This window comes from Idiomarina sp. UBA3176, assembly GCF_002364295.1.
GTDB lineage: Bacteria > Pseudomonadota > Gammaproteobacteria > Enterobacterales > Alteromonadaceae > Idiomarina > Idiomarina loihiensis.
In genome coordinates this window covers 231,881-245,270 of record NZ_DEXU01000005.1, presented here as the reverse complement: position 1 = coordinate 245,270, position 13,390 = coordinate 231,881, and the positions used below count along the sequence as shown (strand labels likewise).

Below are 13,390 nucleotides of genomic sequence, written 5' to 3'. Positions count from 1 at the left end.
CTCCATTTAGTTAACCAGAGGAGTGATTGTTCGTTTGAAAACATGTGCCTGAGCATTGTGAGTAACGGTAAAAGTTACAACGAGTTTTGATAGCCCACTACCAGATTCCGGAGCGTAAGAGTCAGCAGTAAATTGCGTGACTTTGAATTGAGACTTATCGGTTAGGGATTGCCAGCCATACCCGGCGCAATCGAGAGTCATTGAGTTATGCTGTAGCTGTTCATTCCTGACCCTGAAGCCGGGCGAGCCTCCATTTTGCTGAGGAAACAAATAGCAATTGCTCTGAGGGTTTGAAATTTGCGTTGCGGCGGTATTTTTTAAGGTTTCAAAAAACTGATTTGCGACTGACTGAGCACTTAATAGTAAATTGACCTGCATTAGCTTACGGTGTTGCACTCCTGTTTGCCATTGCATTTGCTGCTGTGCTGCCAGAACAACTATCGCGCCAATAGCCGAAGCTATAAGAACTTCTACTAAACTACTGCCGCGCTCAGAAACTATTAACATGGGGGGATTCCCGGAAGTGAGTCACCTTCACTTAAGCACAAACGAATACGAGCGACACTGCTGATGATGACTTTTATCTGTCGGCTTTTACCTATTAGTTTGATATGTCCGGGTGTCGCGGCAGATGACTCTCCATAAAAAGTAAGCGACGCGGAAGAACTGTAAGTGTATTCGGTTTGAATACCTGAGGTTTGCGAGTCACGGCTAAATGTAACTAAGTCAACTTCGATAGATTCCTTATTTGCTATGGACCTGGCTTTTACCAGCTGCAAATAAGACAGCCAGCGGCCAGCCTCTTTTTGAAGCAACAAAGACTCTGTCTGCTGAGTAAATATTGGCAGGGCAGAAGCACCAAGCACCGCACTGACAGCCATTGCCACGACCAATTCCATAAGAGAGTAACCGCGCATAAAAACACATTATTTTGAAGAAGAGCAACGAGTATAGAAGCTGTTTAAGCTTTGTCTGTAAGCCCCAACTGAAACGAATGTAAGATAACCTCCGAATAAAACGAAAGCTGGCTCGATTCTTGAATAAAACACCGCAGGTTCAACTTTTTGACGCAACAGGAAGACGTATGGCGGGCGGTGCCGAAAAGTTAGTAAATTTTAGAAATTTCACGCAGAACAATGCGCATCTGATCAAAGGTTTTGGAACACCCTTGGCCATTATGGCCATTCTGGCGATGATTGTTTTGCCAATTCCGGCTGTGGTGCTGGATGTTCTCTTTTCATTTTCAATTACTTTGTCACTGGTAGTTATGCTGGTGGCGGTTTATACCCAACGTCCGCTGGATTTCGCCGCTTTTCCTACCGTTTTGCTTATTGCTACGGTACTACGCTTAAGCCTTAACGTTGCCTCTACGCGTATTGTTTTATTAGAAGGGCATAACGGGCCAGGTGCTGCAGGCTCTGTTATTGAAGCTTTTGGTAGCGTGGTCATAGGTGGTAACTACACTGTCGGCCTGGTGGTGTTCGCCATTCTGGTTATTATCAACTTTGTGGTTATCACCAAAGGTGCCGGCCGTATTTCAGAAGTAACCGCTCGCTTCACCCTTGACGCTATGCCTGGTAAACAAATGGCCATTGATGCTGACCTTAACGCGGGCCTAATTAACCAGGAAGAAGCCAAAGCACGACGCAGCGATGTAACCCGTGAAGCTGATTTCTACGGCTCCATGGATGGTGCCAGTAAGTTCGTAAAAGGGGATGCCATAGCCGGTATCCTTATTCTCTTTATTAACATTATCGGCGGTCTGCTCATTGGTATGATCCAGTACGGCCTGACCTTCAATGAGGCAGTGGAAGTTTATACGCTGTTAACCATCGGTGATGGCCTGGTAGCACAAATTCCGTCATTGTTACTGTCAGTTGCGACAGCCATTATCATTACGCGTGAAAATAACAGCCAGGACATGGGCGATGCAGTTGTTCTGCAATTGCTCGATAACCCTAAGGTTTTGGTCATTACCAGCGCGGTATTGTTTGCCATGGGGGTTATTCCCGGTATGCCGCATTTTGCCTTTTTAAGCATGTCTGCGGTGTTAGCCGGCGCGGCTTACTTTAAACTTAAGAAAACCAAGACTGAAGAAGGCGAACTGGTTGAAAAAGAACAGGAACAGCAAGTTCAGCAGGCGCAACAAAAAGAGCTCAGCTGGGACGACGTACGCCACGTTGACACTATAGGTCTGGAAGTTGGTTATCGCTTAATTCCTTTGGTGGATAAGCAGCAGGGCGGTGAATTGCTGTCACGCATTAAAGGTGTTCGTAAGAAGCAGTCTCAGGAGTTTGGCTTCCTTGTTCCCGCCGTACACATTCGGGACAATCTCGATTTAGGCCCCAACAGTTATCGCATTACTCTTATGGGTGTGACCATGGGCGAAGCTGAAATTCGTCATGACTGGGAGATGGCGATTAACCCGGGGCAGGTATTCGGTGAACTGGACGGTGAGAAGACAAAAGATCCTGCCTTCGGTCTTGATGCCGTCTGGATCCGTCCTGAGCAACGCGAGCACGCTCAAACTCTGGGTTATACCGTGGTTGATGCTGCAACCGTAGTCGCTACGCACTTAAGTCAGATTGTAACCAACCATGCATCTCAGTTGCTGGGTCACGAAGAAGCACAAGAGTTGCTGGACCGTCTGGGGCGTACTCATCCTAAGCTGGTTGAGGGGCTGATTCCGGATCTATTGTCACTGGGCAACTTTGTGAAAGTACTGCAGAACTTACTGGACGAAGGCATCGCGATCCGTGACATGCGCACCATTGTACAAACTTTGGTTGAGTATGCAGGACGCAGCCAGGACCCAGAAGTACTGACGGCTGCAGTCAGAATTTCACTGCGCCGGTTAATTGTTCAGGACATTGCTGAAGGTGCGGCAGAATTACCTGTCATAACTTTGGCACCAGAGTTGGAACAGATGTTGCATCAGTCATTGCAAATGGCTGGTAATGACGGAAATCAGCAAGGCGCCGGAATCGAACCTGGTTTGGCCGAACGCCTGCAACAGTCATTACGCGAAGTGCATCAGCAGCAGGAAATGAACGGGGAACCTTCAGTACTGCTGACCTCCGGGCTTCTGCGGTCAACCATGGCGCGATTTGCGCGTCACGCTACCGATGGTATGCGCGTGTTGTCCTATCAGGAAGTACCGGATGATAAACAAATTCGCATTGTCAGCTCAATTGGTGGACAACAAAACGGTGGTGAACAAACCGCCACACAAGAGTAACGGGAGTCGCTTGTGAAGATTAAACGCTTTTTTGCCGAAGATATGCGCCGTGGTTTGCAACAGGTTAAAGAAACCTTAGGTCCGGATGCGATTATCCTGTCCAATAAGAAAGTGAATGGTGGTATTGAGCTGGTTGCAGCCATTGACCCCGATGCGCAACAGGCACAGCCAATGGCTGAGCAAGCACCGAATGAGCCTGCCGCGTCAAAAACGCCAGAAGTGCCGGCCGAGTCTTTGCAAGAGTTATTGCAGCGTCAGGCTCAGGCTGAACAGCCCGCACAACGCACCGCTGCGCAAGCGGTTACTGAAGCGTCAAAACGGCCAGAACCGAAAGCCGAACCACAAGAATTTAACGCTTCTCAACTCAGCGACGATATTTTTCCTGAACAAATAAACGCACCAGCAGCAGACGACTCCCAGGCCATTGCTGAACTGCGCTCTCAGGTCAATGGTATTCGCCAATTGCTGGAACACCAGTTAAGCGGCTTGATGAAACAAGAAATGGATCGTGAAGAACCGACCCGCTCTATGCTGATGAACCGTTTAATGGATATGGGCTTAAGCGAGCGAGTTGCCGACCAGATTGCTTGTTTTATTCCTGAAGGGGGATCAGATGACGAGGCCTGGGAACAGACTCTGCATTTACTAGAAGGTCAGCTGAATACAACCTCTGACGACATTTTGACGCGCGGTGGAGCGGTTGCTTTAGTCGGCCCTACCGGGGTCGGTAAAACCACGACCATTGCGAAGTTAGCCGCTCGTTATGCGCAGCGCCATGGTGCCGATAAAGTGGCTTTAATTACCACCGACACGTTTCGGATTGGTGCCAGTGAACAATTACAGACCTATGGTCGTATAATAGGGTGTCCGGTCAAAGTGGCAAAAAATGCGCAGGAACTGGCAGATGCATTACTTGCGCTACGTCAAAAAAGTCTCATTTTGATTGATACGGCAGGCATGGGTCAGCGCGATAAGCGTTTGAACGAACAGTTAAGCCAGCTTATTCAGAATTCAAGACTGCGTATTCGCCCGTATCTGGTGTTGTCGGCAACATCACAAAGCCAGGTGCTGATGGATGCTGTTAAGCAATTTAAAGCACTGCCTTTGTCTGGCTGCATTTTCACTAAGCTGGACGAATGCTTAAGTTTAGGTGAGAGTATCAGCGTAGCTATAGAACATGGCTTACCGGTTGGTTATTTAACAAATGGTCAGCAAGTGCCTGAAGATATTCGGGTAGCGGATGCGAACTTTATGGTTGCCGAGGCTGAGCGCCTGCTTGATAAAAGCATTTGTTCCTCAGTGTCAGACGTGCCAAAATCGTACTGGAATGAGGCGTTTTCTCGCTGAATGAGCCAATATAATATGAAGCTGTTATCAATCTAGTCAGAAAAGAGATACGCCCGATGGATCAAGCAAGCGGTCTGCGAAGAATGAAACAATCGAAAGTAAAAGTTATTGCGGTAACTGGTGGTAAAGGCGGCGTTGGGAAAACCAACGTGTCGCTGAATATGGCTATCGCAATGGCAAAGCAGGGCAAACGAGTATTAGTGCTGGATGCCGACTTAGGTCTGGCTAACGTCGATGTTATGTTAGGCCTGCGGGTTGAGCGCAACCTTTCTCATGTGTTGAGTGGGCAGTGCGAGTTAGAGGATATTCTGATTGAAGGCCCGGCAGGAATTAAAATTGTTCCGGCAACATCGGGAACGCGCTCTATGGTGGACTTGAGCGAATCTGAACACGCCGGGTTAATTAGAGCCTTCAGCCAGCTTCAGGGGAACTATGACGTATTAATTGTCGATACTGCAGCGGGTATTGGTAATACCGTTGTCAGCTTTGCCAGAGCGTCACAGGATGTTTTATTAGTGGTTTGTGATGAACCCACATCAATTACTGATGCATATGCACTGATAAAAGTATTGAGCCGGGAGCAAGGCCTGTTTAAATTCAAGGTGGTTGCCAATATGGTACGAAATCTGCGCGATGGACAAGTATTGTTCAATAAATTAACTAAAGTAACCGATCGATTTTTAGACGTCGCTTTAGAGCTTGCCGCGATTATACCCTTTGATGATAACTTGCGTTTAGCTGTTAGAAAACAACAGCCTATGGTGCTGGCTTACCCGAAATCACCTGCTTCTTTAGCGATAAAAGCTTTGGCTAAGAAAGCCATTGACTGGCCTGTTCCGGCTCAAGCCGGCGGGCATTTAGAATTTTTTCTTGAACAATTGATAACTTCTGCCGATAACGAGAGTAAGCGGGATGTTGCCAATGAATAAAGCTGCCGTTTATGCCGCCACTGCTGACAATCGAAATGCTATTATTGAACAGCATACCGGGCTGGTTAAGCGTATTGCACACCATATGATGGCTAGACTTCCAGCCAGTGTGCAAGTGGATGATTTGATCCAGGCAGGCATGATTGGCTTATTAGAAGCTGCGCGTAACTTTGATAACAGTAAAGGCGCCAGTTTCGAAACCTTTGCCGGCATTCGCATTCGTGGTGCTATGTTGGACGAAATTCGTCGTGGTGACTGGGCTCCGCGCTCGGTTCATCGTAATCATCGACGCGTACTGGAAGCCATTCGTCAGGTTGAAAATGAAACCGGACGCGATGCAAAAGACACGGAAGTGGCCGCAAAGCTGAATATGGGTATGGATGAATATCATCATATTTTGCGGGATGTCAGCACGGGACGAATTGTTGGTATTGAAGATCTTGGTGTATCAGAAGATGCTATCATGCCAGAGCAGGTAACGGGTTCAGCTTATGAACCACAAAGAGATGTTGAAAATGCTGCGTTTCATAAAGCGTTGGTTTCGACAATATCTTCGTTACCAGAACGTGAAGCTTTGGTGCTTTCGTTGTATTATGACGAAGAATTGAATTTAAAAGAGATAGGTGAAGTGCTGAGCGTGAGTGAATCACGAGTCAGTCAAATTCACAGTCAGGCAATGTTGCGACTGAAGTCGCGAATGCAAAATTGGGTTGAATAAACTTTGGTTGTAATCGAGAGCCTCAGTGGAGGGTGCTTTGGATAAAAATATGAAAATTCTCGTTGTGGACGACTTCTCTACAATGAGACGAATCATTAAGAACTTACTTCGTGATCTTGGCTTTACCAATATACAGGAAGCCGATGACGGTAATACCGCATTGCCCATGTTGCAGAACGGTGATTTCGACTTTGTCGTAACCGACTGGAATATGCCGGGTATGCAGGGAATCGACTTGCTGCGTGAAATTCGCAAGGACGATAACCTGGCTCATTTACCGGTGTTAATGGTAACAGCGGAAGCCAAGCGAGAGCAGATCATTATGGCAGCTCAAGCTGGAGTAAATGGTTATATTGTTAAACCATTTACAGCCGTAACGTTGAAAGAAAAGCTCGACAAGATTTTCGAACGAATCAGCTAAAGGGCGAATGACTATGTCTGATAACGCCCATGATATTTCTCTGGAGCAAGCCAAGGAACTCGTAGCCTTGCTTGAAGACGGGAAGCAGCAGCAGGCAAATCAATTACTGGAAGACGTTTACAACCGTCGTAACGACAAGTTGTTTACTTCTGTCGGCCAGTTAACACGCGACCTCCACGAAGCACTTCAGGATTTTCAGGTAGACCCTCGCATTGTGCAAATGACACAAGATGATCTTCCTGATGCGCAAAACCGTTTGTTGTATGTCATTGAGAAAACCGAAGACGCAGCCAATAGAACAATGGATGCGGTAGAGGCTTGCCTGCCTTTAGCAGATGAGATGCATCAGCGTGTAGAGAAGGTCATGCCGGCCTGGAACAGGCTGATGAGTAACGATATTGAGTTAAATGAATTCAAGTCTTTATGTCATGAGGTCGATGACGTACTTAAGCGCTGTGGTGAAAACATGCCACAAGTGCATGGGTTGATGACTGAAGTATTGATGGCTCAGGACTTTCAGGATATTACCGGGCAAGTCATTCGCCGGGTTATTCAATTGGTCGAAGACGTTGAAAAGAACCTGATTGAATTGCTGAAGATATTTGGTAAAGAAGAAGAACGTCGTAACGCGGAAAAAGCAGGGTCTGCGCCTAAGAAAGATGCAGCCCATGCCGAAGGCCCAATTATCGATGCTGATCAACGCGATGACGTGGTTGGCGGACAAGACGAAGTGGACGATTTGTTGTCCAGTTTAGGTTTCTAGGAGCATCAGTCGCATGAGCTTTGATATGGACGAAGACATTCTGCAGGATTTTTTGATCGAGGCTGGAGAGATCCTCGAGCAACTATCTGAACAGCTAGTTGAACTGGAAAATGATCCGCAAAACAAAGATCTGTTGAATGCTATTTTCCGTGGCTTTCATACGGTTAAAGGTGGTGCCGGGTTCCTGTCTCTGGGAGCTCTGGTTGATACCTGTCATGGTGCGGAAAACGTATTCGATACCCTGCGTAATGGTCAACGTACTGTCACTTCCGACCTGATGGACGTGATTCTTCAGTCTTTGGATACTATCAATACTCAGTTTGCGCAGGTGCGCGCCAAAGAAGAACCTGAAGCAGCTTCACCGGAGTTGCTGGAATTACTGCATAAGTTGAGTGAACCAGAGTCTGAGGACGAAGCGCCTATAGAGGTTCCAAAAGATGAACCTGCCGAGGAAACAGATCCGGAACCAGAACCTGCAGCAGAAGAAAGCAGCAGCGACAGCATTGATGAAATTCAGGACGATGAGTTCGAAGCGTTACTGGATGAGTTGCATGGTGAAGGCAAAGGTCCCGGAAAAGAAGACAAGCCAGCGGCGTCCAAGCCCAAGGTAAATGAAGACAGTGATGAGATTTCAGATGATGAATTTGAGTCATTGCTGGATGAACTTCATGGCAGCGGGAAAGCGCCTCAAAGTGCTGAGAAAAAACAAGAAAAGCAGAAAGAGCCTGCAAAAGACGACGAAATAACAGACGACGAATTTGAATCCTTGCTGGACGAGTTGCATGGCAGTGGCAAAGCGCCGACACCGAAAGGTGATAAGCCTGCTAATGAGCCAGCACCGAAAAAGCCTGAACCCAAAGCGCAGCCAAAACCTGCGGCAAAACCAGCATCGAAACCAGAACCGAAGCCTGAGCCGAAATCAGAGCCTAAAGCGAAACCAGCAGCGGCTCAGCCGGTAGATAAAAAGCCAGCTGCACCAGCGCCTGCTCCGGTTGAAACTACTGTGCGGGTTGATACCAAGCGCTTAGATGAAATTATGAACATGGTCGGCGAGCTGGTACTGGTCAGAAACCGTTTGTTGAGCCTGAGTAATTCTGATGAGTCAGACAGTGCTGAAATGGGCAAAGCTATTTCGAACCTGGATGTTGTCACTGGCGACTTACAGGGCGCGGTGATGAAAACCCGGATGCAGCCAATTAAGAAAGTGTTTGGCCGTTTCCCCCGGGTTGTCCGTGACCTGGCTCGTAGCCTGAAGAAAGAAATCAATCTTGAGATGTACGGTGAAGAAACCGATTTAGATAAGAACTTAGTTGAGGCTCTGGCCGATCCTTTGGTGCATTTGGTTCGTAACTCTGTTGACCATGGTATCGAAATGCCGGATGAGCGTGAAGCGAATGGTAAGTCGCGCTCAGGAACCGTCACCTTGTCGGCGTCTCAGGAAGGTGACCATATTATGCTGTCGATTAAAGACGATGGCGCTGGTATGGACGCTGAAAAACTGAGAGGCATAGCCGTTAAAAAAGGCATTATGGACGCAGACTCCGCTGCACGTTTAAGCGATGAAGATGCTTATAACTTGATTTTCGCGGCGGGTTTTTCGACCAAAGAACAAGTTTCGGATATTTCCGGTCGTGGAGTTGGCATGGACGTGGTTAAGACCAAAATCAGCCAGCTCAACGGTAGCGTTAAAATTAACTCAGAGTTAGGTAAAGGTACTGAACTCTTGATTAAAGTGCCGCTGACTCTGGCAATATTGCCGACGCTAATGGTCGCCGTAAAAGATCAGACTTTTGCTTTGCCGCTTGCTGTTGTCAGTGAAATTATCGACCTGGATATGAAGCGCACCAATACCGTAGACGGACAGTTGACTCTCATTGTACGTAACCGGGCGATTCCGTTGTTCTTCCTGGAAAAATGGCTAGTCCGTAACCATGATGGTTCAAGTCGTAAAGAACAGGGTCATGTAGTGGTTGTGCAAATTGGTAACCAACAAGTTGGCTTTGTGGTGAACGCACTGATTGGTCAGGAAGAAGTGGTTATTAAACCCTTAGATAAGTTACTGCAGGGTACGCCAGGAATGGCCGGAGCAACAATTACCAGCGATGGTGGTATTGCTCTGATAGTTGATGTGCCCAGCATGCTTAAGTATTACGCCAAAAGATAACGGGACAAACCGTTCATGACTGTAAAAGTTCTCGTGGTAGACGACTCGGCGTTTTTCAGACGCCGGGTAACTGAGATTTTAGAAGACAATACCAACATTAAAGTGATTGGTAGTGCGAATAATGGCGAAGAAGCGGTAGAACAAAGCCGAACCCTTAAGCCGGACGTTATTACCATGGACATTGAAATGCCGGTAATGAACGGCATTGATGCTGTAAAAGCCATTATGAGCAGCAATCCTTGTCCTATTTTGATGTTCAGCTCGCTGACTCATGAGGGGGCGACAGCAACGCTGAACGCACTCGAGGCGGGAGCTGCGGACTTTCTGCCGAAGAAGTTTGAAGATATCGCCCGTAACCGCGACGAGGCAGTAAAAACTCTACAGGATCGCGTTATAGCGATTGCTAGGCAGCTGGTAAGCCGAACGTCTGCGCGGCCATCAACACCGCCGCCTGTTGCGAAGCAACCCGAACGTCCGTCAGAGCCCACTACAGCGCTGGATCGTATTCGGCAACGTAATAATGAGCTGCAAAGTCAGCGCGAAAGTGATGCGCGTACAGCGACATCGGCTGGTGCATTAACAATAAACCGGGCTTATCAATTACTGGCGATAGGAACCTCAACCGGTGGCCCTGTCGCATTGCAAAAAATACTCACCCAATTGCCCGGCAATTTTCCTTACCCTATTGTTATGGTTCAACATATGCCTGCGGCTTTTACCAAGGCCTTTTCACAGCGTCTGGATGGTCTGTGTCAGGTGCATGTTAAAGAAGCCGAAGACGGTGATGTGCTAAAAGCCGGAACCGCGTATTTAGCGCCAGGTGGCAAACAGATGATGGTTGAAGGCCGCCCGGGTAGCGCAAGACTAAGAATAAAAGATGACACTAGCGGGCGCATTACTTATAAGCCGAGTGTCGATTTAACCTTTGCCAGCTTATCGAAAACCTATATGGGCAAAGTGCTGGGCGTGATTTTAACCGGCATGGGAGCAGACGGGCGTGATGGCTCACGTATGCTGAAAGACCAGGGCGCGACTATCTGGGCTCAGGATCAGGCTAGCTGTGTTGTGTACGGAATGCCACAAGCGGTTGCTCAGGCGGGCATTTCAACCCGTAGTATTAGCCTTGAAGGAATGGCCAAGGCTATTATGAAAGAAGTCGGTTACAGCGGCTTATAGCAGGATGAGTGAATGATCGTATGGACGGTAGCTAATCAAAAAGGCGGGGTCGGCAAGACCACCACAACCGTTGCGCTGGCAGGCCTATTGGCTGAACAGGGTAAGCGAGTCCTTTGTATTGATACTGACCCCCATGCGTCATTAACCTACTATTTTGGGATTGATTCAGAATCGCTGGAGTCCGGCTCTTTTGATGTCTTCAGTGCTGGTAAAGCTGTAAGTGCAGATTTGATGCGCCGCAGTATTTTGCCTACCCAGTTTAAGCATCTGAGCGTTATGCCTGCCACTATGGCACTGGCGACGCTGGATCGTAAACTCGGCACTCAGGATGGTATGGGGCTGGTCTTAAAACGTGGACTGGCAATGGTCGCTGATGATTTCGACTATGTTCTTATTGATGTGCCGCCGGTGCTGGGGGTTCTTATGGTCAACGCCCTTGCCTGTTGCCAGAGAGTATTGATTCCAGTTCAAACTGAGTTTTTAGCGCTCAAAGGGCTAGAGCGCATGATGCGAACCTTAACGTTAATACATAAGTCTCGCGGTGAGAATTACTCGTATACCATTATTCCGACGCTTTATGACAAGCGGACCAATGCGTCTTTACAAACCTATAAGAAACTTATTGCACGCTATGGTCGCTCGGTCTGGAATGGCATGATCCCAATAGACACGAAATTCCGCGATGCCTCTAATGAGCAGCTAACGCCTTCTGCTTATGCACCGAAATCGCGAGGGGTGTTGGCTTACCAGTCACTATTAACTAATTTGAAGCAGCTGGAAGAGCGTTGATTTATGACGACTAAACGCGATAACAGTGAAGCCGCAATGGCAGAATACCTCAACGCTTTACTGCTTGAGGAAGAAACGGTTGAGTTTGACAATGAACCGGTTAAACGGCTGTTAGAGCAAGCGGCACCTAAAATTCAGGCGGTTGCTGAGGAAGAAACGGTTAGCTTAAACCGCGAACAGGATTTATTACCTTTAGTTTCTGCAAAAGCGGACGATAGCTATAAAGAACCAGAGGTTGAAACGGTTACGGAAACAGAAGTTGAAACAGAAACTGTTGACTTGACAACCACTGAGACAGACATTGATACGGAAGTACATACTGACACCGAAACGGAAGTGGAAACTGAAGTTTTTGAGGTTTCTGAGCCTCCACCGGAGCCACTTTCCGATGCTATGTCAGAGTATATGGAACAGGACTTTCAGGCATTATTTTTTAAAGTGGCGGGCTTAACCCTGGCCGTGCCGTTAAAAAGTCTGGGGGGCATCCATCAACTGGGCAAAATTAGTCCGCTGATGGGAAAGCCGAAATGGTTCCGCGGTATTATGACCGAGCGTGACAATAAACTGCAGGTGGTTGATACGGCTCGTTGGGTCATGCCGGAAAAATGTACGCCGGAGCTGGAAGAGAGTTTAGATTATCAGTACTTAATTACTTTGAATGACAGCCCATGGGGACTGTTGTGTGAAGAATTAGTGACCAGTGAACCTTTGCAGCCGCAATCGATTCAGTGGCGTAAGGAAACAAATAATAAGCGACCCTGGCTTGCCGGGGTTGTCCGTGACAGAATGTGTGCATTGCTGGATGTTAACGCATTGATTACACTTCTGGATAAAGGTCTGGGACATATCCAGCAAGATTAATAACGCATGGCGGAGTAAGAGATGAGTAAAGACAATCGCGCTATCAAGAATGAAACTGACGTTGATGGGAATGACGAAGTTCTGCAGTGGGTAACTTTCCAGCTGGAACAGGAAACTTACGGTATCAATGTAATGCAGGTTCAGGAAGTGCTGCGCTATAGCGAAATTGCTCCTGTACCCGGTGCACCCAGTTACGTATTAGGTATTATCAATTTGCGCGGTAACGTGGTTACAGTCATTGATACGCGCCTGCGCTTTGGTTTGCAGACGACCGAAGTCACAGACAATTCACGTATTGTGATCATTGAGTCTGAACAGCAGGTTATTGGCATACTGGTCGATAGCGTTGCCGAGGTGGTTTATCTGAAAACCTCGGAAATTGATAGCGCTCCGAATGTGGGTACTGACGAGAGTGCTCGCTTTATTCAGGGGGTAAGTAACCGAGATGACGAACTCTTGATTCTGGTTGACCTGGATAAAATGCTCACCGATGAAGAGTGGGATGAAATTTCCCGTCTGAGCTAAATGATGACGAACTGGTTATTTGCTATTTCAGCGCTGGCTCTTGGGCTGGCGCTTATTGCTTTAGTCGCGGTGGTTATTACCTCGCGGCGGCAAGCTGAGCTTATTGAACGTCAGCAGCAGCGCTTGCTCATGCTGACCGAAACTGCCAGTGAAGTGTTGTCCTTACGTGAGCAGTTCAAACAGCAACCCTCTGAAGCACCCTCGAAGACTGATTTTGCTCAGCAGCAGGTGGTTGCTCAGTTGCAGCAGCAAGTCGCGCAGCTAAACGAAGAGCAACAGCAGTTACAGCAAAGGTTGCAAGAAGTTGCGGAGCAGGATCCGGGTAGTAAGCTTTATCAGCGCGCTGCTAAGTTAGTGGCGAGCGGAGCCAGTGTTGAAGAGCTGATGCAGGAATGTGACCTGCCGCAGGCTGAGGCTGAGTTATTAACCTCGTTGCATAAGAAAGGCGCATAAAGCGGC

The 13,390-nt window shown here is 47.8% G+C and carries 14 protein-coding genes; 12 read left to right on the top strand and 2 right to left on the bottom strand.

Features of this window, described 5'->3' with window-relative positions; all coding sequences use genetic code 11:
• Positions 1-6 precede the first annotated feature (6 nt).
• Both B2U97_RS02750 and B2U97_RS02745 read right to left on the bottom strand, forming a co-directional pair.
• Positions 7-507 carry a prepilin-type N-terminal cleavage/methylation domain-containing protein gene (locus tag B2U97_RS02750; RefSeq protein ID WP_114981607.1) on the bottom strand — a complete coding sequence of 167 codons (501 nt, stop codon included), beginning with the start codon at positions 505-507 and terminating at the stop codon, positions 7-9.
• Positions 501-917, bottom strand: coding sequence for a prepilin-type N-terminal cleavage/methylation domain-containing protein (locus B2U97_RS02745; protein WP_286823477.1), 417 nt, complete (start codon positions 915-917; stop codon positions 501-503). The genes B2U97_RS02750 and B2U97_RS02745 overlap by 7 nt, the downstream gene beginning before the upstream one ends.
• 167 nt (positions 918-1,084) lie before the next feature.
• Here B2U97_RS02745 and flhA point away from each other — a divergent pair, with 167 nt between their 5' ends.
• The 12 genes from flhA to B2U97_RS02685 are packed head-to-tail and all read left to right on the top strand — an operon-like array spanning position 1,085 to position 13,384.
• Positions 1,085-3,238 (top strand): flagellar biosynthesis protein FlhA, encoded by a 2,154-nt coding sequence (gene flhA, locus B2U97_RS02740; protein WP_011234371.1) that lies wholly within the window; start codon positions 1,085-1,087, stop codon positions 3,236-3,238.
• Between the two features lie 12 nt (positions 3,239-3,250).
• A complete protein-coding gene (gene flhF, locus B2U97_RS02735) occupies positions 3,251-4,585 on the top strand; it encodes a flagellar biosynthesis protein FlhF (RefSeq protein WP_286823476.1) in 1,335 nt (444 codons plus the stop codon).
• Positions 4,586-4,641: 56 nt separating this feature from the next.
• Entirely contained in the window at positions 4,642-5,514 is an 873-nt protein-coding gene (locus B2U97_RS02730; RefSeq protein ID WP_011234369.1) for a MinD/ParA family protein, read from the top strand.
• The gene (locus B2U97_RS02725) at positions 5,507-6,232 is read left to right on the top strand and encodes an RNA polymerase sigma factor FliA (RefSeq protein WP_034819776.1); all 726 of its coding nucleotides are present in this window, start codon (positions 5,507-5,509) and stop codon (positions 6,230-6,232) included. The genes B2U97_RS02730 and B2U97_RS02725 overlap by 8 nt, the downstream gene beginning before the upstream one ends.
• Before the next feature lie 37 nt (positions 6,233-6,269).
• Positions 6,270-6,653 carry a chemotaxis response regulator CheY gene (gene cheY, locus B2U97_RS02720; RefSeq protein ID WP_016341317.1) on the top strand — a complete coding sequence of 128 codons (384 nt, stop codon included), beginning with the start codon at positions 6,270-6,272 and terminating at the stop codon, positions 6,651-6,653.
• A 13-nt stretch (positions 6,654-6,666) separates the two neighbouring features.
• Entirely contained in the window at positions 6,667-7,416 is a 750-nt protein-coding gene (locus tag B2U97_RS02715; RefSeq protein WP_286823475.1) for a protein phosphatase CheZ, read from the top strand.
• A gap of 13 nt (positions 7,417-7,429) precedes the next feature.
• Positions 7,430-9,580 carry a chemotaxis protein CheA gene (locus tag B2U97_RS02710; RefSeq protein ID WP_286823474.1) on the top strand — a complete coding sequence of 717 codons (2,151 nt, stop codon included), beginning with the start codon at positions 7,430-7,432 and terminating at the stop codon, positions 9,578-9,580.
• A gap of 15 nt (positions 9,581-9,595) precedes the next feature.
• Positions 9,596-10,756 (top strand): protein-glutamate methylesterase/protein-glutamine glutaminase, encoded by a 1,161-nt coding sequence (locus tag B2U97_RS02705; protein ID WP_286823473.1) that lies wholly within the window; start codon positions 9,596-9,598, stop codon positions 10,754-10,756.
• A 12-nt stretch (positions 10,757-10,768) separates the two neighbouring features.
• On the top strand, positions 10,769-11,545 hold the full coding sequence (locus B2U97_RS02700) for a ParA family protein (protein ID WP_286823472.1): 777 nt from the start codon (positions 10,769-10,771) through the stop codon (positions 11,543-11,545).
• A gap of 3 nt (positions 11,546-11,548) precedes the next feature.
• Positions 11,549-12,406, top strand: coding sequence for a chemotaxis protein CheW (locus tag B2U97_RS02695; protein WP_286823471.1), 858 nt, complete (start codon positions 11,549-11,551; stop codon positions 12,404-12,406).
• 21 nt (positions 12,407-12,427) lie between these two features.
• Positions 12,428-12,931, top strand: coding sequence for a chemotaxis protein CheW (locus B2U97_RS02690; RefSeq protein WP_011234361.1), 504 nt, complete (start codon positions 12,428-12,430; stop codon positions 12,929-12,931).
• Entirely contained in the window at positions 12,932-13,384 is a 453-nt protein-coding gene (locus B2U97_RS02685) for a DUF2802 domain-containing protein (protein ID WP_110012746.1), read from the top strand.
• The last annotated feature ends 6 nt before the right edge of the window (positions 13,385-13,390 follow it).